This is a genomic window from Sphaerisporangium sp. NBC_01403 (genome assembly GCF_045040145.1).
Lineage (GTDB): Bacteria > Actinomycetota > Actinomycetes > Streptosporangiales > Streptosporangiaceae > Sphaerisporangium > Sphaerisporangium viridialbum.
The window spans coordinates 8,244,118-8,267,452 of the sequence record NZ_CP109534.1 but is presented as its reverse complement, the minus strand read 5'-3'; the positions used below and the strand labels follow the sequence as shown (position 1 = coordinate 8,267,452).

At 70.5% G+C, this 23,335-nt stretch carries 17 protein-coding genes; 5 read left to right on the top strand and 12 right to left on the bottom strand.

Translation table 11 applies throughout. From position 1 onward, the window contains the following. The first annotated feature begins 109 nt into the window (after window positions 1–109). Window positions 110–1,663: a glycosyl hydrolase family 18 protein gene (locus tag OG589_RS37285; protein ID WP_405143087.1), complete on the top strand. Its 1,554-nt coding sequence runs from the start codon at window positions 110–112 to the stop codon at window positions 1,661–1,663. Between the two features lie 374 nt (window positions 1,664–2,037). Further along, on the top strand, window positions 2,038–2,847 hold the full coding sequence (locus OG589_RS37280; RefSeq protein WP_405143085.1) for an IclR family transcriptional regulator C-terminal domain-containing protein: 810 nt from the start codon (window positions 2,038–2,040) through the stop codon (window positions 2,845–2,847). 47 nt (window positions 2,848–2,894) lie between these two features. On the opposite strand, the gene OG589_RS37275 is transcribed toward OG589_RS37280, so the two are convergent. Genes OG589_RS37275 through OG589_RS37260 form a run of 4 tightly spaced genes read right to left on the bottom strand, consistent with a single transcriptional unit; the run spans window position 2,895 to window position 6,143 of the window. Next, window positions 2,895–3,257 (bottom strand): hypothetical protein, encoded by a 363-nt coding sequence (locus tag OG589_RS37275; protein ID WP_405143083.1) that lies wholly within the window; start codon window positions 3,255–3,257, stop codon window positions 2,895–2,897. Further along, window positions 3,254–4,117 (bottom strand): extradiol ring-cleavage dioxygenase, encoded by an 864-nt coding sequence (locus OG589_RS37270; RefSeq protein ID WP_405143081.1) that lies wholly within the window; start codon window positions 4,115–4,117, stop codon window positions 3,254–3,256. The genes OG589_RS37275 and OG589_RS37270 overlap by 4 nt, the downstream gene beginning before the upstream one ends. A 27-nt stretch (window positions 4,118–4,144) precedes the next feature. Beyond that, complete coding sequence (locus OG589_RS37265; RefSeq protein ID WP_405143079.1) at window positions 4,145–4,966, bottom strand: citryl-CoA lyase; 822 nt, start codon at window positions 4,964–4,966, stop codon at window positions 4,145–4,147. After that, a complete protein-coding gene (locus OG589_RS37260) occupies window positions 4,959–6,143 on the bottom strand; it encodes a CaiB/BaiF CoA transferase family protein (RefSeq protein ID WP_405143077.1) in 1,185 nt (394 codons plus the stop codon). The genes OG589_RS37265 and OG589_RS37260 overlap by 8 nt, the downstream gene beginning before the upstream one ends. A gap of 211 nt (window positions 6,144–6,354) precedes the next feature. Between OG589_RS37260 and OG589_RS37255 the strand changes: the two genes are divergently transcribed. Further along, entirely contained in the window at window positions 6,355–7,815 is a 1,461-nt protein-coding gene (locus OG589_RS37255; protein ID WP_405143075.1) for an amidohydrolase family protein, read from the top strand. A 140-nt stretch (window positions 7,816–7,955) separates the two neighbouring features. Here OG589_RS37255 and OG589_RS37250 read toward each other — a convergent pair whose 3' ends face one another. Both OG589_RS37250 and OG589_RS37245 read right to left on the bottom strand, forming a co-directional pair. Next, window positions 7,956–8,516, bottom strand: a complete 561-nt coding sequence (locus OG589_RS37250) for a dihydrofolate reductase family protein (RefSeq protein WP_405143074.1) — start codon at window positions 8,514–8,516, stop codon at window positions 7,956–7,958. 24 nt (window positions 8,517–8,540) lie between these two features. Then, window positions 8,541–9,128, bottom strand: coding sequence for an NADPH-dependent FMN reductase (locus OG589_RS37245; protein ID WP_405143073.1), 588 nt, complete (start codon window positions 9,126–9,128; stop codon window positions 8,541–8,543). 136 nt (window positions 9,129–9,264) lie between these two features. Here OG589_RS37245 and OG589_RS37240 point away from each other — a divergent pair, with 136 nt between their 5' ends. Then, on the top strand, window positions 9,265–12,708 hold the full coding sequence (locus OG589_RS37240) for a BTAD domain-containing putative transcriptional regulator (RefSeq protein WP_405152204.1): 3,444 nt from the start codon (window positions 9,265–9,267) through the stop codon (window positions 12,706–12,708). A 62-nt stretch (window positions 12,709–12,770) separates the two neighbouring features. Here the strand turns inward: OG589_RS37240 and OG589_RS37235 are convergent, their stop codons facing one another. From OG589_RS37235 to OG589_RS37215, 5 genes are all read right to left on the bottom strand, one after another. Next, the gene (locus OG589_RS37235) at window positions 12,771–14,261 is read right to left on the bottom strand and encodes a DUF4407 domain-containing protein (RefSeq protein ID WP_405143071.1); all 1,491 of its coding nucleotides are present in this window, start codon (window positions 14,259–14,261) and stop codon (window positions 12,771–12,773) included. Beyond that, a complete protein-coding gene (locus OG589_RS37230) occupies window positions 14,258–15,937 on the bottom strand; it encodes a hypothetical protein (protein ID WP_405143069.1) in 1,680 nt (559 codons plus the stop codon). The genes OG589_RS37235 and OG589_RS37230 overlap by 4 nt, the downstream gene beginning before the upstream one ends. A 12-nt stretch (window positions 15,938–15,949) precedes the next feature. Beyond that, window positions 15,950–18,391: a hypothetical protein gene (locus OG589_RS37225; RefSeq protein WP_405143067.1), complete on the bottom strand. Its 2,442-nt coding sequence runs from the start codon at window positions 18,389–18,391 to the stop codon at window positions 15,950–15,952. Then, entirely contained in the window at window positions 18,381–19,142 is a 762-nt protein-coding gene (locus tag OG589_RS37220; protein ID WP_405143066.1) for a hypothetical protein, read from the bottom strand. Before OG589_RS37220 ends, OG589_RS37225 begins: the two co-directional genes overlap by 11 nt. 231 nt (window positions 19,143–19,373) lie before the next feature. After that, complete coding sequence (locus tag OG589_RS37215; RefSeq protein ID WP_405143064.1) at window positions 19,374–20,042, bottom strand: Crp/Fnr family transcriptional regulator; 669 nt, start codon at window positions 20,040–20,042, stop codon at window positions 19,374–19,376. Between the two features lie 376 nt (window positions 20,043–20,418). On the opposite strand from OG589_RS37215, the gene OG589_RS37210 reads away from it, so the two are divergent. Then, window positions 20,419–20,673 (top strand): hypothetical protein, encoded by a 255-nt coding sequence (locus OG589_RS37210; protein ID WP_358547332.1) that lies wholly within the window; start codon window positions 20,419–20,421, stop codon window positions 20,671–20,673. 93 nt (window positions 20,674–20,766) lie between these two features. Here OG589_RS37210 and OG589_RS37205 read toward each other — a convergent pair whose 3' ends face one another. Then, window positions 20,767–23,331 carry a DUF4118 domain-containing protein gene (locus tag OG589_RS37205; RefSeq protein WP_405143063.1) on the bottom strand — a complete coding sequence of 855 codons (2,565 nt, stop codon included), beginning with the start codon at window positions 23,329–23,331 and terminating at the stop codon, window positions 20,767–20,769. Window positions 23,332–23,335: the final 4 nt, after the last annotated feature.

Here is a 23,335-nt window from a genome sequence, read left to right as displayed (position 1 = left end):
CTCGTCAAGGCTCCGGGTGGAGTCGGCGTTCCGGGGCAGCCGCACCCTCCGCCCGCCGTCGATGCCCGGTGACCCCCCACACCCGGGCGATAGAAGGGTTGTACCCCCCATGAAACGAACCCCCCGCCTGTTGGTGCTGGCAGTCTCGTTATTGCTGGCGGTCATAGGCGTCCTTGTCACGCAGACGTCGGCTCAGGCCGCCAACCTCCTCGCGAATCCGGGCTTCGAGACCGGATCCCTCTCGCCCTGGACCTGCACCGGTGGGCTGGGTTCGGTGGTCGGCTCCCCGGTCCACTCCGGCACGAAGGCACTCGCCGGCGCGGCGAGTGCCTCCGACAACGCCCAGTGCACCCAGTCGATGACCGTCAAGCCGAGCACCGCCTACACCTTGACCGCGTGGGTGCGCGGCAACTACGTCTACCTCGGCGTGAACGGCGGCGGGTCCACCTGGACCTCATCAGCGACGTACACGCAGCTCTCTGTCTCCTTCACCACCGCGGCCGGCCAGACCACCGCCGTGGTCTACCTGCACGGGTGGTACGGGCAGGGCACCTATTACGCCGATGACGTCAGCTTCGACGGGCCCGGAGCCCCCCCGTCGAGCACTCCCACACCCACGCCCACTGTCACCCCGACTCCCACGCCCACCCCCACTCCCACTCCGACTGTGACGCCTACACCGACGCCCACTCCTACGCCCACGGGTGGCACGTGCGCGGTGAAGTCGAGGCCGACGGGCAAGGTCCTTCAGGGCTACTGGGAGAACTGGGACGGCGCGTCGAACGGTGTGCACCCGCCGCTCGGCTGGATTCCGATCACCGACTCCCGCATCAAGGCCCACGGCTACAACGTGATCAACGCGGCGTTCCCGGTCATCCGCTCTGACGGAACCGTCCTGTGGGAAGACGGCATGGACTCCACCGTCAAGGTCGCCACCCCGGCCGAGATGTGCCAGGCCAAGGCCGCCGGCATGACGATCCTGATGTCCATCGGCGGAGCGACCGCCGGAATCGACCTGAGCTCCAGCACCGTCGCCGACCGCTTCGTCGCCACCGTCGTGCCGATCCTCAAGCGGTACAACTTCGATGGCATCGACATCGACATCGAGACCGGCCTCAGCGGCAGCGGCAACATCAACCAGCTCTCCGCCTCCCAGGCCAATCTCATCCGCATCATCGACGGCGTGCTCGCCCAGATGCCGTCCAACTTCGGCCTGACCATGGCACCCGAGACGGCGTACGTCACCGGGGGCAGCGTCACCTACGGCTCGATCTGGGGGGCGTACCTGCCGATCATCAAGAAGTACGCCGACAACGGCCGCCTCTGGTGGCTGAACATGCAGTACTACAACGGAAGCATGTACGGCTGCTCCGGTGACTCCTACTCCGCGGGCACTGTTCAGGGGTTCACCGCCCAGACCACCTGCTTGAACAACGGCCTGGTCATCCAGGGCACGACGATCAAGGTCCCCTATGACAAGCAGGTCCCCGGTCTGCCCGCCCAGAGCGGAGCCGGAGGCGGCTACATGGCGCCCTCCCTGGTGTCCCAGAGCTGGAACAGCTTCAGCGGGAGCCTCAAGGGTCTGATGACCTGGTCCATCAACTGGGATGGATCGAAGAACTGGACCTTCGGCGACAACGTCAAGGCACTGCAAGGCCGCTAGTGGCCGACCCGAATGCCGCTCCCGGACGGTCGGGAGCGGCATTCGACGCCTTCGCTCGCATGCTCGGGTGAACTCGGCGGAGGAGTTATCCACAGTATCCACAGACTCGTACACAGGTTCGAATCCGATCTCCACAGGTGTGGACACAGCCGGTGGAGGGCCCCGCAGGCCCGGAGTGCCGTTCAACGGCCGACTGTCCGCTTGGCGATCGAAGAAGGGCCGCCACCAGTGTTTTACAGCCACCACTCGGCTTGGAAACCTCTGCGTCATGCCATGCCACGTGGACAGATGGACTGGTTGACAAATATGTCATACACTCAAGCGGTCTGTCCGGATGCCGGACGTTTCTAGAGCAGACTGCGAGGAGTCGGCGAATGCCGCGGGACGGCGTCGGGCCGGATTTCATCGAAGCGCTGGCCCGAGGGCTGGAGGTCATCACCGCCTTCCAACCACATCGGCCGGTGATGTCGCTGACCCAGGTGGCCACGGAGACCGGGCTGGCACGGCCGACCGCCCGGCGTATCCTGCTCACCCTTCAGGAGCTGGGCTACGTGCGCTCGCGCGAGGGCGGGTTCGCGCTGACCCCCCGGGTGCTCGACCTGGGCGTGGCGTACGTGCGCTCGATGGGGCTGTGGGACATCGCCCGCCCGCACCTGGAAAGGCTCGTGTCCCGTACCGGCGAGTCGTGCTCGATCGCCCAGCTCGACGGCTCCGACATCGTGTACGTGGCCCGGGTGGCGCTGCCCAAGATCGTGGGCCTGGCCGTGCAGATCGGTACGCGGTTCCCCGCGCAGGCGACCTCGCTGGGCAAGGTCTGCCTGGCCGCGCTGTCCCCCGAGGAGCTGGACCGCGTGCTGGCCGAGCCGTCCCGCTCCGGCATCGAACCTCGGCGGCGGCTCGGCCGCGAGGAGCGCGACGCCGAGCTCCGCGAGGTCCGCGCTCGCGGCTGGGCGCTGACCGACGAGCAGCTCGCGCCCGGCATCCGCTCGGTCGCCGCGCCGCTGCGCGACGGATCCGGCCAGGTCATCGCCGGGATCAACGTCAACAGCCATGCCGCGGAGACCTCACTGGAACGGTTGCTGGAGGAGCATCTTCCGCCGCTGCTGCAGACCGCCGGCGAGATCAGCGCCGACTTCGCCCGGCTGGAGACGGTGCCCCACGTGACCCGGACGGCCGCGTCCTGACCGTCCGTCCGGGCTGATTCGCCGGCCGGGAGCTTCCGCGCACGGGCTCAGGTGGCGATGTCGGGGTACGGAAGCGCGAAGTGCCCGAGCCGCTGGGCGTACTCGCGCTGGAAACCGAGGGGCTCGTCGTAGTCGCGTTCGAACATCGCGATGAACAGGGTCAGGGTGAGGAACGGATGCGCCCCGAGCTCGAACAGCCCGGGGTAGTCGTGCTCGGCGAGGGCGGCGCGTTCGGTGTCGTCGAAGCGCAGCCAGGTGCTCGACTCGCCGCCGACGCAGTTGAGGATGCGGTTGGCCTGCTCGGCCTCCCACCACGCCACGGTGCCCCGAGGGTCGTCTCGGTACCGCTCGACCAGCTCGGGGTCGCGGTCCACGGTGAACAGAAACTTGTTCAGCAGGTACTTGCTCACTGGCCGGCTCCGTTCGGATACCAGGTGAAATATGCCTCCATCGTGTGGAAGAGGTCGTAGGTGTCGACGTAGTCGGCCTTCATCCCCTCCCCCGCGACGCCCATCATCAGCATGAAGTCCATGAACCCGTGGGTGGCGTTGCCGGGAGCGTGCAGGCTGTCCAGCGTCACCTCCGACAGGCAGCCCTCGATGTCGCCGGTTGAGATCCACTCCACGGCGCGCCTGTCGAACTCCGGGTCCGGTCCGTGCGGGCCGAACTGCCGGGGCCCGCCCAGCTCCAGCGACAGGTGACCGGTGCCGATGACGGCGACCCTCTTGTCCGACGGCCAGGACTCCACCAGTTCCCTGATCGTCTTCCCAAGTTGGACGAAGCGCTTGGGCCGCGGCAGCGGCGGGGCGAAGATGTTGGTGTAGACGGGCACGATGGGCAGGTCGTTCTGCGGGCGCAGGGTGATGATCGGGCACGTGATCGAGTGGTCGATCCGCAGCTCGTTGGAGAACGCCAGGTCGAACCCCGCGTCCAGCCCCTCGCGCAGCACGTGGGCCGACAGGTCCTCCTGGCCGGTGAGCAGCATGCGCGGCAACCCGAACTCGCGTTCCTCGTTGTAGAAGTTCGCGTCGTAGAACGGGGCCTTGCCGACGAGGAACTGCGGCATGTTGTCCAGCCACAGCTGGTGGAAGTGGTCCGAGCCGACCATCACCAGCACATCGGGACGTGCCCTGGTCAGCGTCTCGCGGAACGCCTCGACCTTGCGCACCCACTCGTCGGCGAACTCCGGGCGGTCGGCACCGGTCGAGGTGCTCGCACGGTAGTAGAAGGGGTGGTGGGTGGAAGCGATCACCGCGACCAGTTCGGCCATCGGGTCTCCTTGTCTGGACAGGCGAGGTCAGGGACGGTCTTCGGGTGTGTACGGCTCGGGCTCGACGGACCGGTTGTTCAGGTCCACCGAGAGGAAGATGTCGTTGCCTACCGGGTTGCGCAGTTCCTCGGCGAGCTGCCCGATCAGCCCGGCGGTCCGGGCGAGCAGGGCGAATCCGCGCAGCAGTTCCAGCGGCAGGCCGAGGTCGGCCAGCGCCGCGCCGCACACCCCGGCCCCGTTGAGCGGGAGCGTCCGGCCGAGCACCTGGGGATGCACCCTGCCGATGGCGGCGAACAGCGACAGGTGCGGCCCGAACAGCCCCTCCTCGGTGGCGATCTCCATCAACCGGGGGGTTCGCGGGTCGCCCTGCTTGTGCACATGGTGGCCGAGCCCGGGGACGAACCGCTTCGCCGCACGCCGCGCCCGTACGGTCTCCAGGGCGAGTGCGTCCCAGCCGTCCTCGTCGGCAGGCAGGCCGTCCACCGAGGTCAGCACGTCGTGCAGGAAGCGGCCGGTGTCCTCTGTGACGCCGAGGAACCTGGATCCGCCGCCCAGCAGGCCCGCCGCGAGCGCGCCCTGTACCGAGTCGGGGGCCGACAGGTAGGTGAGGCGGGTGACGATCGCGGTCGGGGTGAAGCCGTGATCGGCCAGCGCCGCGAGCACGGCCTCGAACACCCGCACCTCGCCGCGTCCGGGTCGCCGCTGGGTCGCCAGCCAGAACGCCAGCTCGCCGAACCCGACCTCACCCATGACGTCCTTGGCCAGGTCGTGGCCGAGCAGGGTGATCTTTTCGAGGCTGGACGCGCCGAGCGCCGTCGGGTACTCGGGCCGGTCGACGCGCTCAGCCACGGTCGTCCTCCTCCGCGAGCCACTCGCGCAGCGCGGAGCCGTGCTCGTCCAGTTCGGGCGGCGGCAGCCGGTAGCCGGCCGGGGTCCGCGAGAACCTGATCGGGTGCCGTGTCGTCGGCACCGTACGGTCGCCCTCGCCGACCTGCACGATCGGGTCCAGGCCGAAGCGCTCGGCCATGGCGAACCCGCCGTCGACGGTGTTGATCGGGCCGCTGGGCACACCGGCCTCCACCAGCAGCTCGAACCACTCGACCGCGCCGCGCTTCGCGAGTTGTTCCACCAGGATGGGACGCAGCTCCTCGCGGTGCTCGGTGCGGCCGGCGTTGCGGGCGAACCGCGGGTCGTCGGCGACCTCGGGGATGCCCAGCACCTCGCACAGCCTGCGGAACTGGCCGTCGTTGGCGGCGGTGACGATCAGGTCGTTGTCCGCGGTCGGCAGCGGCTCGTAGGGGAACACGCTGGGATGCGCGTTGCCCATCCGGAAGGGCACCACCCCACCTGCGACGTAGGCGGAGCTGTGGTTGGCCAGCCCGGTCAGCGCCGACGACAGCAGGTTCACCTCGACGTGCTGCCCCTGACCGGTCGCGTCCCGATGGCGCAGCGCGGCCAGGATGCCGATCACGGCGTGGTTGCCGGCCATCACGTCGAACACCGAGATCCCTGCCCGGTACGGCGGCCCCTCCGGGTCCCCGGTCAGGCTCATCAGGCCTGAGATGGCCTGCACCATCAGGTCGTATCCGGGTACGTTCCTGCCCTCCTCCGACCCGAAGCCACTGATCGAGCCGTAGACCACGCCCGGGTTGGACGCGCTGACGCTGTCGTAGTCGAGGCCGTACTTGGCGAGCCCGCCGGGCCTGAAGTTCTCCACCACCACGTCCGCCCGGCGCGCCAGCTCCCGAGCCAGCCCGGCGTCGGTCTCGTCCCGGAGGTTCAGCGCGATCGAGCGCTTGCCGCGGTTGACGCCCAGGTAGTAGGTCGACACCTCGCCGCGCACCGGGGGCGTCCACGACCGGGTGTCATCGCCCTGCGGGCCCTCGACCTTCACGACCTCCGCGCCCAGGTCGGCCATCAGCATCGTGGCGTACGGCCCGGCCAGCACGCGGGAGAAGTCCGCTACCAGCACCCCCGACAGCGGCCCGCCGGTGCCCTCGCGCGGCGGTGCGACGCTCACTGACATCCAACTCCCTCGATCGTCCGCCTAATGGACAGATGTCCGTCACTACGGATTCTGGCAGATCGACGATGCGCGTCAAGTGAGAGGCAGTGCGGAAAGGATCGGTTGACAGCGGAAGCGGCGGCAGCGACAGTACGGAGAACGTGTTGCCCGAAAAGCGGACATACGTCCGGACAGGTGGTCCGGGGTCCGCGCGTGGTGAGGAGTCCTGGTGATGAGCGAACGGTCCCGGTTCGAGCCCGGCCGGCCAGTGGTGCTGCGCGGCGGCACGGTGCTGCCGATGGACGACTTGCGCACGGTGCTCACCGGCACCGACGTCCTGGTCGTCGGCGACCGGATCGCGGCCGTCGGGCCCGGCCTCCCCGTGCCGGAGGGCACCGCCGAGATCGACGCGACCGACGGCATCGTGATGCCCGGGATGATCGACACCCACCGGCACATGTGGCAGACGGCCATGCGCGGCTACGGTGCCGACTGGACCCTGACGCAGTACTTCGTCTGGTACTACCTGGAGCACGGCAAGCTCTTCCGCCCCGAGGACGTCCACGCCGGCAACATGCTGGCCGCCATCGAGGCCATCGACGCGGGCGTCACGACCGTCGTCGACTGGTCGCACGGCCTGCAGACGGTCGACCACGCCGACGCCGCCGTCGACGCGCTGCGGTCGGTGCCCGGCCGGTTCGTGCTGGCGTACGGCAACATCCAGCAGGCGCCCGCCGAATGGACCGCCGCGCCCGAGTTCCGGGACTTCGTCCGGCGGCGGATCACCGGGGACGACATGCTCGGCTTCCAGATCGCCTTCGACGTCACCGGCGACCCGGCCTTCCCGGAGAAGCCCGCCTTCGAGGTCGCCCGTGAGCTCGGCGTCCCGGTCACCACGCACGCCGGGGTGTGGGGTGCCACCGGTGACGACGGCATCCGGCTGATGTACGACCACGGCTTCATGACGCCCGAGACGGTGTACGTGCACGCCGCCTCGCTGTCGGCGGACTCCTACCACCGCATCGCCGCCACCGGCGGCTCCGTCTCGGTCTCCACGGAAAGCGAGCAGAGCGCCGGTCAGGGCTACCCGCCCACCTGGGCCATCCGCGCGCACGGCATCCCGGTGTCGCTGTCGATGGACACCAGCGTCTGGTGGAGCGGCGACCTGTTCTCGGCCATGCGCACCACGCTCGGCGCCGACCGCTCCCGCGAGCACCTGGAGGCCCACGGCAAGGGCGAGACCGTCACGCACTGCCGTCTGCGCGCCGACCAGGTCGTCGACTGGGCCACCCGCGGCGGCGCGCGCGCCATCGGCCGCGACGGCGACCTCGGCACCCTGGAAGCGGGCCGGAAGGCCGACGTCGTCCTCGTCAAGAACGAGCACTCACCCGTGTCGTTCCCGCTGCTCAACCCCTACGGCCACATCGCCTTCCAGGCGCAGCGGGGCGACGTGCACACCGTGCTGGTCAACGGCCGCGTCGTCAAGCACGAGCACCGCCTGCTCGGCATCGACCTCGCCGCCGCCCGCCGCGAGGTCGAGCAGACCGTCGAACACCTGCGGACGACGATGGGAGAAGAGGCATGGCGCCAGGGAATGAACCCTGACGTCCCCGAGACCACCATCCTCGACAACCCCTACACCTACACCGACTACCACAGCGACTCCACCCACGCCTGCCGGGAATCCGTGTAGCGGATCGACCTGGAGGTCGCCGATCGCCGGGTTGGCGGTCGGGCGGCGGCGGTCAGGGGTGAGAGGTCTTCGGGCCGGTGTGAAGGGCTTCCGACCGCCCGCTCACGACCGGCTCCTCGCGACGGATACATCTTGACGATTCACATCGCCCCGATGACGTTGGCCGGCCGGTAGGTGAGCAGGACGACGCCCGGGCTGAAGATCGTGCTGTCCGTGAGCTCCAGGGTCGCCGCGACGCCCTCGCGGAACAGGCGCTGCCCCTCGCCCTTGATGACCGGGTAGATCCAGATCCGGTACTCGTCGAGGAGACCGTGCTCCATGAGGGTGTCGGTGAGCCGCCCGCAGCCCCAGATCAGGATGTTCTTTCCGGGCTGCCGCTTGAGCCTGCCGACCTCGGTGACCAGGTCGTCGCCGTGGATGATGGTCGAGTTGTTCCACTCGTCGGCCTTCTCCAGCGTCGAGGAGACCACGTACTTGGCGATGCTGTTCACGTGGTCGGCGTAGGGGTTGCCCGCCATGGCCGGCCAGGCCTGCGCCATGCCCTCGTAGGTGACGCGTCCCAGCAGGATCGCGTCACCGCTGAGGGCGAGGTTCAGGGCGTACGACTGGGCCTCCGCGTCGGAATAGCTCATGGACCACAGGTGGGGGTTGTCCTGGAAGCCGTCGAGCGTGGCGTAGGTCGACGCGATGATCTTTCTCATTGTTCTCTCCATGTCGGTGAGGGCTCAGATGGTGTGGGGGCACTTGGCCCGGGCGTCGCGCAGCGCGAGGGCCCACCAGGAAAGCTGGTCCAGGGTGGTCCTGACCGCCGTGTTGCAGTCGGCGGTCGCCTTGGGCCAGGTGCCGTCCGCGGCGAACAGGTCCCAGTAGCGCGGGAGGCTGATGGCGTCGCGGATGGTCACGGCGTTCAGTTCGGTGAAGACCTGGCGCAGCTGTTCGATGGCGTGCAGGCCGCCGGACTCCCTGCCGTAGGCCACGAAGGCGACGGGCTTGGCCCGCCACTCCTCGTAGTACCAGTCGATGGCGGTCTTGAGCGGGGCGGGAAAGCTCCGGTTGTACTCGGGGGTGACCACGGCGAAGGCGTCGGCGGCGTCCAGCCTCGGCGCCAGGGCCCGCACCTTCGCGGGGACGGGCTCGTCCTGGTCGGTGAGGGTCTGCGGCAGGTCGGCCTCGGCGAGGTCGATCAGGTCGACGTCCAGCTCCGGGCGCCTGCGGGCCTTGGCGGCGAACCAGCCGGCCACGGTGGGTCCGAACCGGCCGTTACGGGTGCTCCCGATGATGACCGCCAGACGCAGCGGGTCATTCTCCGACATTTCCTACCTCCTCGGCGCTCGTCCCCGGCTCGATGTGACCACTCTGCCGAAGGGCCTTTACGACTTGTTTCTCGTCGCCTTACGGCCCCGCGCAGGGCCTCGGTAAATGTCGGAGGACCCGGTTATCGTGGCCGTCATGCGTTTCGGGGTGCTGGGGCCGCTGGCCGTGTGGACGAGCGACGGCGTGCCGGTCGCGGTCCCCGGGCTGAAGGTCCGCGCCCTGCTGGCCGACCTCCTGGTCCACGAGGGGCGCCCGGTGCCCGCCGACCGCCTCGTCGACGACCTCTGGGGGGACCACCCGCCGGGCAACCCCTCGGGCGCGCTGTCGGCCAAGGTGTCGCAGCTGCGCCGGGTGCTGGAGGACGCCGAGCCGGGCGGCCGCGAGCTGCTCGTGCACCAGCCCGCGGGTTACCTGCTGAGAGCCGACACCGACGCCGACAGGTTCAGTTCCCTGATCGCGCGGGCGAGCCGGGCCGGCGACCCCCGGGCCACGGCGGCGCTGCTGTCCGAGGCGCTGGCCGCCTGGCGGGGGCCCGCGTTCGCCGACTTCGCCGACGAGCCGTTCACCCGGGCGGCCGTCGCCCGCCTTGAGCAGCAGCGGCTGACCGCGCACGAAGACCGGGCAGAGGCGCTGCTGGCACTGGGTGAGCACGTCCCGCTGGCCGGTGAGCTCGGTGACCTGCTGGCCGAGCACCCGCTCCGGGAGCGGCTTCGCGCCACCCACATGCGCGCGCTCTACCGGGCCGGACGGCAGAGCGAGGCGCTCGAGAGTTACGAGGAGCTGCGCACGCTGCTGGCCGACGAGCTGGGGCTGGATCCGAGCGCCGGCCTCGTCGCCCTGCACCGCGCCATCCTGACCCATGATCCCTCGCTGGCCGCGCCGGACGCACCGGACTTATCGGCGGCCCGGCCCGCCACGAACCTGCCCGCGCCGCTCACCGGCCTGATCGGCCGGGACGACGCGGTGGCCGAGATCGGCGCCCGGCTGGAGACCGAGCGCCTGGTGACGCTCACCGGCCCCGGCGGGGTCGGCAAGACACGCCTGGCCGTCGAGACGGCGAGGCGGCTGACCGGCCCGTTCCCCGACGGGGTGTGGCTGGTCGAGCTGGCCGCGCTCGACCGGCCCGCCGACCATGACGCGATGTCCCGGCTGGCGGAAGCCGTCATGGCGGTGCTGGACATCCGCGACGCCACCGGTCCCGCTGAGCCGGCCGGGCCGATGTCCGCCGTGCACCGCCTCACCGAGGCGCTGCGCCCCCGGCGGCTGCTGCTGGTGCTGGACAACTGCGAGCACGTGGTCGAGCCGGTGGCCGAGCTGGCGGAGGCGCTGCTGCGCACCGCGCCTGGGCTGCGCATCCTTGCGACCAGCCAGGAACCGCTGGCCCTGGCCGGCGAGGTCGTCTGGAGCGTCCCGCCACTGGAGGTGCCCGACCGGGCCGCCGACCTCACCGACCTCACCGTCCTCGAACGGACCGGCTCGGTACGGCTGTTCGTCACGCGCGCGTCCGCGGCGGCCAGGGGCTTCGCCCTCGACGCGGACACCGCTCCGGCGGTCGCCGTGCTGTGCCGGCGGCTGGACGGCATCCCGCTGGCCCTGGAGCTGGCGGCGACCCGGGTACGGGCGCTGGGCGTGCACGGCCTCGTCGATCGCCTGGACGACCGGTTCCGGCTGCTCGCCACCGGGCACCGGGGCGCGCCGCCGCGCCAGCGCACCCTGATGGCGATGATCGACTGGAGCTGGGAGCTGCTGAGCGACTCCGAACGCGTCGTGCTGCGAAGGCTCGCCGTGCACGTCGACGGCTGCACCCTTCCGGCCGCCGAGGTCGTCTGCGCGGAGGACGGCCTGGACGTGGTCGACCTGCTTACCCGCCTGGTGGACCGATCCCTGGTCGTCATGGTGGACGGCGGCGGGGCGCCGCGCTACCGGCTGCTGGAGTCGGTCGCGGCCTACTGCGCCGGGCAGCTCCAGCAGGCGGGCGAGCTTGAGGAGGTGCGGCGGCGGCACCGCGGGTACTACATCGGTCTCGCCGAGCAGGCCGAGCCGCACCTGTACGGGTCAGGCCAGCGGGGGTGGCTGCGGCGGCTCGATGCCGAGGCCGCCAACCTGCGCGCCGCGCTCAACGCCGCGGTCCGGGATGAGGACGCTGATGGCGCACTGCGCCTGGTCAACGCGATGGCCTGGTACTGGTTCCTGCGCGGCAGGCTGACCGAGGCCCGCCGCTCGCTCGCCACGGCCCTGTCCGTCCCCGACGCCACCCCCGACGGCGCTGAAGCCGCAGCGCCGACCGTCCCTGGCGAGGTGTCCTTCAGCGCTGGGGCCGCGGCAGCGGCCATCCCCGGCGAGGTGTCCTTCAGCGCTGAAGCCCCGGCAGCGGCCGTCCCCGGCGAGGTGTTCGTCGGCGCCCAGGTCACGGGCGGCGCCGAAGGCGTGCGGCCGTCCGCGCTTCGTGGCAAGGCTCTGGCCTGGGACGTCGGCATCGGGCTTCTCCACGGTCACGTCGCCGGCAGGGACGAGCGCCGCCGGGCGGCCCTGCGGATGTTCGAGGGCACCGACGACCCCGGCGGGCGCGCGAGAGCCGAGTGGTTCCTGGCCTACGCCGGCATCGGCATCGGCGACCTCGCCGTCGCCGAGCATCTGGTGAGCCGGGCCCTGCCGACGTTCCAGGAGCTGGGCGACCGGTGGGGGACGGCGGCGGTCCTCGCCACCCGGGGCAAGCTCGCGCACGTACGCGGTGACCTGGCCGCGCTCGGACGCGACAGCGAGCGCAGCGCCGAGCTGTTCGGCGAGCTCGGCGACCGCTGGGGCCAGCTGGAGGCCACCGGCTGGCTCGGCGCGCTGGCCGAGATGACCGGCGATCTCGAACGGGCCCACCGGCTGCATCTGGACGGGCAGCACATGGCCGAGGAGCTCGGGCTGTGGACGGAGGTCGCCGGGCGGCTCTCCTGGCTCGGCTGGATCGCGCTGCAGCGCGGCGACTACACCGGCGCGAGAGAGCTCTGCGAGCGGGCGCTGCGGCTGACCGTCGAGCAGGGCCACCAGGACGGGCAGATCTTCGCCATGATGGGGCTGTCCTTCGCTGCCCGCAGGGACGGCGACCTCGACCTCGCCGAGACCCACCTGCGCGACGTGCTCGGCCGGACGTCCGGGAAGCACGCGGAGGAGGCGCCGCCGCCGCACCTGCCCAGCATCCTGACGGAGCTGGGCTTCGTCGCCGAGCAGCGCGGCGACGCGGCGGAGGCGCTCGCCCTGCATCTGGAGTCCCTCGGCCACGTGGCGAAGTTCGGCACCGACTGGGGCATGCCGATCGCGCTGGACGGCCTCGCCGGAGCCCTCTCCCTCGCCGGGGACCACGACCGCGCCGCCCGGCTCCTGGGCGCGGCGGCCTCGGCCCGCGCGTCCAGTTCCGTGTCCGCGGCTCCCGCCGAGCGCGGCGACATCGAACGCGTCACCGCCCGGGTCCGTCTCGCGCTGGGCGACGACCGCTTCGCCGCCGAGTTCGACCGAGGCGGCGCGCTCACACCCACCGAGGTGAAGGCACTGACGCACGCGGCCGCGACCCGCGCTGCCGGGGTCTCCTGACTTTGTCCATGTGAAGGACGAGGCCGGCGATGGGCGGCACTCGCCGCCTGCCGGCGCCGCGGTCATGCGGTCGACTTGCGGCGCAGCTCGGCGGCCAGGGCGTCGATCCTCTCGTTGAGCTCGGCCTCCTGCCGGGAGCGGTCGGCCTCATCCTGCGCCTCGACCTTCTCTATGCCCTGGCGCTCGAACCGCTCCGACTGCTTGAGCCCGATGCGCTTGACGGCCATGTCGCGTTGCTTGTTGAGCTCGTCCTCGGCCTCGTACAGGTCCTCGTTGGTGCTCATCTGGCGGTCGACCATCGTGTCGTACGTGCTGCTACCCGCGAGCTTCTTGGTCAGGATGGGAAGGCAGTCGACGATGACGAGCAGCAGCCGGACCAGCCACTGGGCGACGAGCACGAACGCGCTCTCGGCGGAGAGGCGGCCGAGCGCCTTGTCCTCCTCGAGAATGCCGATCTTCCCCTCGGTGGGCGGGAGCTTCGCCTTGATCGCCTCGTCGACCTGGGTGTCGTAGGCCTGCTCGGCGTCCTTCTGCTGGCTCGTCAGCGTGTCGATCTTCGTCTGGAGGCGTGCGAAGTCGGCCTGGTACTGGTCGGTCTTGCTGTCCGCGCGGATCTGCCGGGCGACCTTCCGATCGTGCTTGCAGTTGAGTCCTACGCCGACGCGACCGCTAAGGCCGGCCCCGGTCTTCCCGGCGCACTCGCGGGCTGCCAGGTCCTCGGCGGCGGCGAGCTTCTTGGCGGCCGCGTCGAGCTGCTTTCTTATCTTCGCCTGCTGGTCCTCGGTCTGCTTCAGCGCTACGGCCTGAGCGGCGGGGGAGCTCGCCACGGTGAGCAGGAGGTTGCCCGCGGCGCATCGGGACGCGGTGGCGTCGTCGAGCCGCCGGTAGGGGACGGGGTTGCACGCCCGCAGGGCGGACTCCTTGCCGAGCCGCTCCTGGACGCGGTCGGCGGCCACCTGCCGGTGGATCGCCGGTTCGAAGACCTTCAGCAGCAGCGGCTCGGCGATGACCAGCCCGATGACCACCGACAGCATCAGCCGCACGACGAAGATCCAGGCGGAGGCGCCGTGGCGCGTACCGTGCGTGCTGGATATGAGCCAGGTGTCGATGGAGACGATGACCCAGCCCCAGAGGGCGGCGATCATGATCAGGACCCCCAGCGGGGCGTCCACGAACTTCTCCAGCGCCACCAGCATGGACAGCGCGGCCAGGAGTCCGGCGTTGAGGAGGATCGCGCCCAGCCGCGTGTAGCGGGGGCGCTCCTCCGGGGCCCAGTCGAGGATGGTCTCGGAGACGCCCGTCAGCGAGCGCAGCCACCGTCCAGGTCCACGGGCCGGTCGGGCGGGACGATGCGGCCTGCTAGCAGCGCCGGAGCGGCCGTAAGCGGACTGCCCACGATCGGCCTGCCGAGCGCCACCTCGTGGATCCTCGCCGGCCTGCATGTGGCCTTCGGGCGGCTGTCCCGGTGGGAACCCGTTGGCGGCGGCGGGTTCCCTGCCCGGGGGATCGGACGTATGGAAGGCAGGCGGCGGCTGCCCCGTTCCTACGGTCATCCTGGCAGCCCTTCTTCCCTGAAGGCGGACTCATCGGTCGCCTGCGGGATGTCGTCAACGGCGCCCTCGCTCGTGTCGTCGGCCTCTTCGGCCTGGGTCAGGGCGGGTGGGACCTCCCCGCCGCCCACCACCGCCCCCACGGCGCCGGTGTCGACGGCGATGCTGCCGATGAGCTCTCTGGGGTTGAGGGAGATCTCGTCCAGGTGGCCGTGCTTGGCGATCTCCTTGAGCATGTCGAGGCGAACGCCCAGCAGGTGCAGCCGGTCCTCCCTGTCGCGGAGCTCGCGGCCGACGGCGTGCTCGTAGTCCCGGTCCTGCCGCGCGTGCTCCCTTTCCCGGTCCGCGGCGGCGAGCTCGTACTGGTGCTTCAGCCCCGCCTGCAAGGTGTCGTACTCGCGCTGGAGGCGTTCCCGCTCCATCTCGCGTTCCCCGTCCTCCAGGTCCCAGAGCCGCCGCAGCTGGGCCTTCTCGGCGTCGGAGCGCTCACGGAGGATCTCGCGCTGAAAGTCCCGGTCGCCGTCCTCGATCCTGTGCATCCGCTCCACCTCCATCCGCTCCACCGCGCGCTGGGCGTCCTCCAGCGCGTACCTCCGGTTCCTCTCCTCTTGCTCGACCAGGTATCTGCGCTCACGGTCCGACAGACCCGTCTCGTACTCCCGCTCCTGGCTGGCGTGGTTCCACTGCCGGTCCTGGTCCTGGAGCGCCCAGCTCCGATCGCGTAGCTCCCTTTCCTCGGCCGCCTTGCGATCGCGCTGTTCCTGGACACGAGCGGCAATGTCGGTGCTGGTCAGTTCCCCCTTCTGGCCCGCGATCATCGCCGCCTTGATCGGATCGTCACCGATCGCCTGATAGATCTTGGCCATCTGCGTGGTGGCGAAGTCGTCGGAGGCGGCGGTCATGTCGTTCCGGATGACCTGCTGCTGGCGCTGGAAGAACAGCCGCATCTCGTCCATCTTCAGCTCGTGCTTCTTACGCTCCACGTCCAGGCGGCGCTCGGTCTCCTCCATCTCTATGGCGTGCCGCGCCTTGAGAGCGGCCAGCTCGTGGGTGAGATCCGCGAGGCCCGACTCGACGACGTGGTCGGCCTCCTGGACGGTCAGCCGCTTCTGGAGGGCGACCAGTTCCTCTGGGGTCAGCACCTCGACGCTGGCGAGCGCCGCGGATATGCCCGGGATGAGCGGCGGCTTGAGCTGGACGTAGGCCTCGATCTGGGTCTGGACGTTGAGGCGGACCGTGTTGATCTCCGCGACCCGATGGTTCAGGCCGAGCTGGAAGAGCCGATGGTGGCTGCGCACGTAGCCCAGCAGTGCGCGCCCGGCGTCCCCCTGGCCGTCCCGCACCACCACGACGGGGTCGGTGACCGTGCACAAGAAGGTGACCCGGACGGTGAACTCTTTGGCGTCGGCCGACGGTATGGCGAGCTCGATCCAGACCTCGTGGTTGCGCGACATGTCCACCACGGCGACGTACGTCGCGCGTACCACCAGGTCGTCGTCGTCCTGGCGGCGGCCGTGGTCGACGGTGTACTTGCCGTCGGCCAGGAAGACCCGCACCTGGTCGCCCTTGACCCTCGGCACCTCTCCCTCGGCCCGGCGGGGCCTGCGCAGGCTCCACTTCCCGCTCCGGTCCGTGCGGCCGAGAGACTTCTCCTCTGTGATCGGGTAGGGCATCGTCATCGCGATCCTCCGTTACAACGCCCTGGCCGCGCGGTCGAGAGCGGCCAGGAGCACCTTCGTCAGGGCTGCGGAGCGCGCCGGTCGCTTGCGCGAGTGCTCCATGAGAGTGATGAAGTCGGCCTTCAGCGGCCCGTACTCGTGCTCGGGCAGTGCGGCGCCCAGCGCGTCGCCGAGCATCCGCGCGTCGTGCTCGGCGTTCACCCCGCTGAGCCGGCCGAGCGTGTTGAGAGCGTCCAGGAGCGCCTTCAGCGCCGCGCGCCGGCACGGACGGTGTCGCAGTACGGCCGCCCACAGCTCGGCGACCGCGGAGAGCCGCTCGGGGTGCTCCCTGACGAACTCGATGATCGCCAGGTTTCCAGTGCGGGCGCTCCGGGTCCGCAGGGTCCCCAGGATCGCGATCAGCGTCAACTGGTAGTGGCGCCTGGTGCGCCCGATGGCACTGACGTTCTTGAGCTGGGTGCGCAGGTGCTGGACGACGTGGCTGGCGTCGGCGTCGTTGGCGACCAGGGTGGCGAACAGGCTGCCGAACGCGGCCGCGGCCTCCTCGCTCAGCGCATTGTCCTGGACGACGAGCTGCCAGAGCCGCCGGGCCGCGGGGGTCGGGAAGCGGACCCCGAGCTCGCCCGCGAAGGCGGTGATCGCGGTCAGCCGCTGGGCGGCGGTCCCCTGGCCCGCCCACCACTCGGCGGTGCGCAGCGCGACGGGCACCAGTGCTTCGTCCAGGCACATGAACCAGAGCACGTAGACGGCGGTGCACTGTCCCTCCCAGTCGCACTCCCCCCGCGACCACGGTTCCAGGTAGGAGAACTCGATCTCCTCGTACGTCGTGTACGACAGCAGCGCCAGGCCAGCCGCGATGTTGAGCTGAAATTCCTCGTGCTTGATGAGCTTGCTCAGCCAGTCCTGCACGGCGTCCCAGAGTGCGCTGCGGAACCTCTCCGACAGCTCCTCCAGGACGTAGCGACGGTAGGCGTCCTCCTTGAAGGCCAGCACGCGCCTCGACGTCGCGCCGTCGCTGACGCGCACGAAACGGATCAGTCCATCGGGGCGGTGTCGTTCGGCGCGCTCCTGTGGCATGGCCGCCCCCGCGTCCGCCACGCCCTTCGGCGGCACGGCTGTGGAGACCGTCGCGGACGCCGCCTCCTGGGGCGCCGGCGGGGCGGGTTCCGGCTCGGGCCAGGTCATCTCCAGCGACTCCGACAGCATGTCCATGCAGGTCTCGAAGCCGCGCTCGACGACGCCCGCCACGAAGGCCAGCGCGGTGACCTCGAGCACCTGCCGCCGTGAGGGCCCCCGGTCGAACCACTCGCGCACCTGCCTGCGCCCTGCCTGGTCCAGGACCTCGTTGACCGCCTCCTCGGCCGATCTGCCGTCGATGATGCGTTCGGCCATCAGGACGAGGTCGGCCATGACGAACTCCTCCGGCATGGCGGCCACGACGGCGGCGACCGTCTCCTCGGGCGTCTCGTCGCCGAGGTGCGCGCGTAGGACCTCGGCGACGGGGGGACGCACCCATGCCACGTGGCGCACCGAGTCCGGCGGTCGGCTCGGCGTGTTGGGGGTGGTGACGACCAGGTAGGCGCCGGCCTCGCGTACCTTCTCGCTGACGGCCAGCCAGGTGTGGTCGGCGTCGGGCCAACCCTGGTCGGTGTCCCATCCCGGCGTCTCACGCCCCCGCCGCGTTCCCGCCCTCCGTTCGCTGGTGCGGTCGAACACCGCATATCCGTAACCGCTCTCGTAGCCGCGCTCCGCGAGCTCCTTGAGGGTGGCTGAAGGAGGCAGCGACACGATCACGCCCTCACCGTCGCCGAGGACGGTGCGCAGCAGCACGATTGCGCCGGTCCGTTTGCCGATGCCCGTTTCACCGGTCACCACCACGATGCGGTCCGACCGCAGGCTCTCCAGAGCCTCGTCGTACGGCCTCACGGGCGGGGCGTAGCGATCGACGGCTCCGCTGACCACCGCACCGCCGAGCCGGCCGGTCGTGGGCGCCGGCTCGCCTCCGGCGAGCGCGTCTCCGAAGCCGAAGACGCTCCTGGCCGCGTCCACCGAGCCGAGGAACATGTTGTAGACGGCCTTCTTGTACTCCGGCGTGGAAGGCTGCTCGGGTTTCGCCTCGGACTTCCTGGCCTCCTGGTTGATGGCTTCGTCGGCGTCGCCCGCCCGGCCGTCCGCGCGCGCTCCTCCGGACGCCCGCTCATCCGCGGCCGGCTTGGCCGCGGGAGGCTTGGCCGCGGGAGGCGAGGGCTCCTCTGAGGACCGCCTGGGGGAGGCGGACCCGGCCGAGCGTTCCGGTCCGGCCTGATCAGTAGAAAGGCCCGTACTTTCCGCGGGGCCACGCGTCTCCGCCCGTGCCGGCTCCAGGAGTGGGGTTTCGGCCGCCCGCTGGTCGCTTTGGGGCGGCCCGGGAACATCCGGAGTGGATTGGGGGGATATGCCAGCTTCAGCAGTCATCGTTCGGCCCGTGCTCAGAGAACCCAAAGACGGAACCCGGCATATGGATCGTGTCAGCAGAAACAATGTTCAAAACGGACTTACCCGCTGCGGATGGCCGTCGCGATCGCTCCTCGGGTTTCGGAGGCGACGCCGGGATATACGATGATTTTTCGGGCTTGACCTCATGTCCGGGTATGTAGATGTATGCCATCTCATCGAAGCGCTTGGCTGGAAGGTCAACCCGCACCTCGCGGAACTGCCCGGGTCGCAACCCTCCCAATTCCGAAAGCACGGCCTTGCGGTAGACGGACTCGGAAACGATCAGAGCGAGGTTCGCGTCGGCGGCACCGGCCAGCGCCTCGCGCACCGGGCCCGAGCCCAGCAGCCGGCTGAGCGTTATCAGGGCTTGGCCGGCGCGGCCGAGCGCGCCCCGGGCCACGGTGTCGACATGCATCGCCAGCCGTAGCCGCATCCTCATCTCGGGTGAGTGGTCCGCGTTGTGGTCGGCGAGGAGCAGCTCCACCTGGTCGACGAACCGCCGCACAATGGCGATCAGGTCGACGCCGTCGGGCAGCACGGCCAGCTCGCCGTCCCCGCCTGGCTCACATTCCCAGAGCCCCCGGTCCAGTCCGGCCGCTTCGGCCGCCTGGCTCAGGAGCCGGTCGAGCGCGCGCTGGATGCTGAGTTGCCGCCGGACATTGCGGTCGCTGTACTTCTCGACGTCGACGCCGAGCACGAATCGCTCGCACAAGGGAGGGGGCTCGAGCATGACAGCTCCATTGCCAGACTTTCGGACAGGGTTCGCAAGGGTATCCGGGCTTTTGGGGGGAAATCTCAAAGAACGCAAAACCAATCAGACCAAGCCATAGTGATCACGTTCAGAAATGACACGTAGGCAGCCCGCCCGGGGCGGCCTGCCATCGTTTAGCGATCTCAGTCTCTAGCCGAACCGATGAGCCTTGTGTTGAAAAGTGCGCATTGGCCAGAGGTAACCAGATTGTTATTCAGAAGCCAGCTTGCGAAGCCGGGTGAGGTCATTGATCACAATGCGCCCCCGATACGTACTGATTACCCCTTCTGCCCGGAGTTCGGCCAATTTGCCGGATATCGAGGCCCGCGACAGGCCGATGGCCTGGCCGAGCTCGGTCTGGTCGAGGCCGATGTCGAGAGCCCGGTCGGCCGCCCCCTCTGCGGCGTCGGGTGGCGCCGACGGCACGGCCAGCCTCATCAGCGCCCGTATCACACGCTCGCCGGCCGACAGCGTGGCCAGCTCTAGACGGACCTCTTCACTCTCCCTGACGCGGCGCACTGCGAATCTGATCAGATCGGCTTCCAGGCCCAGTGATCGGATATGCCTGACAAATGGGTCGATGGCCACCGACCGTGCCTCGCAGGTGTCGATCGCGGTCACCGTCGCCGACCGGCTGGCTCCGTCCAGGAGTGCGATCTCGCCCAGGACCTGACCGGGGCCCCTTATCGCCAGGAGGATGGCGTTGCCCGCGGAGTCGACCAGCGACACCTTCACACGCCCGCCGGTCAGCAGGAGAACGCGGTCGGCCGTCTCCCCCTGCCGCAGCAGGGTCTCGCCGGGATGGTAGACCTCGGCGGTCCCCAGGCGCGCGAGCCGGGTCCAGACATCGGGCCCGACGACCGCGGCGAAACCCTCCATAGCCCAATCTTGTGGGGCCGGGGTACTGCCCGCAACGCGTTCCGCCGGACCCGGAACACGATCGAGACCGGTGCCGGCCGGGTGTATCCGAGCCCGCGCTCCTCTCGATCTCCGTGCGCTTCCCAACAGCCGACGGTGAGGGTGGGACACGCAGCGCTCGACGAATCGAACGCGGTTCCGCCGACGTGCGTGGCGTGTATGACACCAGGTCGGAGGCCCTCGGGAGAGGGTGGCAGGGCGACTCGCCGCGGCCGGCGGCGGCGGGGGGCTTGTACCAACCTGGAGTCACACGCTGCAAAATCAGGGTGGAAGGGCCCGCGCCAGACGTACCCGACGCCTGGCCGGCCTCGCTGCCGGGCCGGACAGGAGATGGGTGATGAGCGGCATGCCGCACTGGAGGCTGGACCCGCTGGTCGACCGCGATGCCCACCAGTTGCAGGAGTACGACGACCTGACCGCCATCGAGCGGCTGGCGCCCTTCTCGTTCGGGGCGTGCTCGTGCGGCGAGTGGACCACGCCCAACATGACCATCGACGACGTCCTGGCGGCCTTCGACGCGCACATGCGGCAGGTGCAGGTGGCCGCACGCGCGAGCCGGCCCTGGCGCGACCGTGACGACCCGGCCCGGTGACGAGACGGCACCTCGCATCGTGTCGACACGCGACTGATGGGGACCGCCGGCCCGGCCCGGTCTCCCTCAGCCCGTGCCCCTCGGTGGCGCCCGTCACGGCAGGATGAGGGCGGGGTCCTCGGCAGGCACCGGCGACGCGATCGGCAGGGTGATGATCATGGTGAGGCCTCCGCCGGGGGTCTCCTCGGGGACGAGCGTGCCGCCCATCGCCTCGGCCAGCCCTCGGGAGAGCGCGAGGCCGAGGCCGACGCCGGTGTGGTTGTCCCGGTCGCCCAGACGCTGGAAGGGCATGAAGACGCGGTCGTGCGCCTCGGGCGGTATGCCGGGGCCACGGTCGATGACGCGGATCTCGACCTGGCCGCCGTGCGAGCTGGCGGTGACGAGCACCTTTGCCCCGGCCGGGCTGTGGCGGACGGCGTTGGTCATCACGTTGACCAGGATGCGCTCCAGCAGCGCCGGGTCGGCGACGATATCCGGGAGGCCGGCCGACAGCTCGCCCTCCACGCGGTCCGCGAGCGGCCCGAGGTCGTCGATCGAGCGAGGGACGACCTCCTCGACCGCGACCGGCTGCGAGGCCAGACCCAGCACGCCCGCCTGGAGGCGGCTCATGTCGAGGAGGTTGGCCACCAGCCGGTCCAGCTTGGCCAGCGACTCGTCGGCGGTGGCGAGCAGCTCGTGCCGGTCCTCCTCGCTCCACCGCACCTCGGTGCTCCGCAGGCTCTCGACGGCGGCCTTGGCCGAGGCCAGCGGGGTCCGCAGGTCATGGCTGACCGCGGCGAGCAGCGCCGTGCGCATCCTGTCGGCCTCGGCCAGCGGTCTGGCCTGCTCGGCCTCCTCCCGCAACCGCTGCTGGCGCAGCGCGATGGCGGCCTCGGCGGCGAACGCCTCCAGCACCCGGCGGTCGGAGGCGTCCAGCAGGCGTCCCCGCACCGCCAGCACCAGGTCGTCGTCGATGGACACGTCGGAGTCGGCGGCGCCCGGAGCCGTGCAGGGCGCGCCGCCGGAGGTGGCCACGATGCGCCACGCCTCGGGCTCGGAGTGGTCGTCGGGGCTCGGCTCCGCGGCCCGTTCGAGCAGCGTCACCGAGGACAGGCCGAAGATCTCCCGCAGCCGCGCCAGCAGCGAGGGCAGCGCCGCGTCCCCGCGCAGCACGTGCCCCGCCAGGGTGGACAGCACCTCCGCGTCCGCCCCGGCGCGGGACGCTTCGCGGGTCCTGCGGGCGGCGAGGTCCACCACGGCGCTCACCATGACGGCCACCAGCACGTAGACGCCGAGGGCGAGCAGGTTCTCCGGATCGGAGATGGTGAACCGGCCCACGGGCGGGGTGAAGAAGTAGTTGAGCAGCAGCGATCCCGCCACGGCGGCTGTGACGGCGGGCCACATGCCGCCCACGAGGGCCACGCCCACCACCATCAGCAGGAAGAGCAGGATCTCGCTGGGCAGCGACAGCGCGTCCCCGAAGGGCACCAGCGCGGCGGTGATGATGGGAAGCAGCAGCAGCGCCATCGCCCAGCCCGCGAACCGCCGCCTGCGGGTGAGCGCGGCGCGCGACCTGACGCGCCGGGCGCGCCCGCTCACCTCGGCATGGGTGATCATGTGGACGTCGATGGACCCGGAGAGCATGGTGGTGGTGACGCCCACACCCCGGGAGAACAGCTGCGCGATCCTGCCGCGACGTGAGGCGCCGAGTACGAGCTGCGTCGCGTTCACTCCCCGCGCGAAGTCCAGCAGAGCGTTCGGCACGTCGTCGCCGACGACCTGGTGGTAGGTGCCGCCGAGGCTCTCGACCAGCGTGCGCTGGCGCGTCAGGTTCGCCGGGTCGGTCCCGGTGAGGCCGTCCGAGCGGGTCACGTGGACGGCGAGCAGGTCGGCGCCCTTGGTCCTGGCGGCGATCCTGGCCGCGCGCCGCACCAGCGTGTCTCCCTCTGAGCCGCCGGTCAGCGCCACCACCACGCGCTCGCGGGCCTCCCACGTGCCGGCGATGCCGTGGTCGGCCCGGTAGCGGTCGAGTTGCTCGTCCACCTTTCCCGCGACCCAGAGCAGGGCCAGCTCGCGCAGGGCCGTCAGGTTGCCGACACGGAAGTAGTTCGAGAGGGCGGCGTCGATCCTCTCCGGCGGATAGATGTTCCCGTGGGCCATCCGGCGGCGCAGCGCCTCCGGGGCCATGTCGACGACCTCCACCTGGTCGGCCCTGCGCACGACCTCGTCGGGTACGGTCTCGCGCTGCGGGACCCCGGTGATCTGGTGGACGACGTCGTTGAGCGACTCCAGGTGCTGGATGTTGACGGTGGAGACGACGTCGATCCCGGCGTCCAGGATCTCCTCGATGTCCTGCCAGCGCTTGGCGTTCTTCGAGCCGGGCACGTTGGTGTGCGCGAGCTCGTCGATCAGCGCGAGCCTGGGCCTTCGCGCGATGACGGCGCCCGCGTCGAGCTCGGTGAAGGCCGTCCCCCGGTAGACCATGGTCTTCCGGGGGACGAGTTCCAGGTCGTCGACCTGCGCGGCCGTACGGGGCCTGCCGTGGGTCTCGACGAACCCGACCACCACGTCGGTCCCCCGGGCCACGCGCCTGTGCCCCTCGCAGAGCATCGCGAAGGTCTTGCCGACCCCGGGCGCCGCCCCCAGGTAGATCCTCAGCCGGCCGCGCGCTCCGCCCATCGCC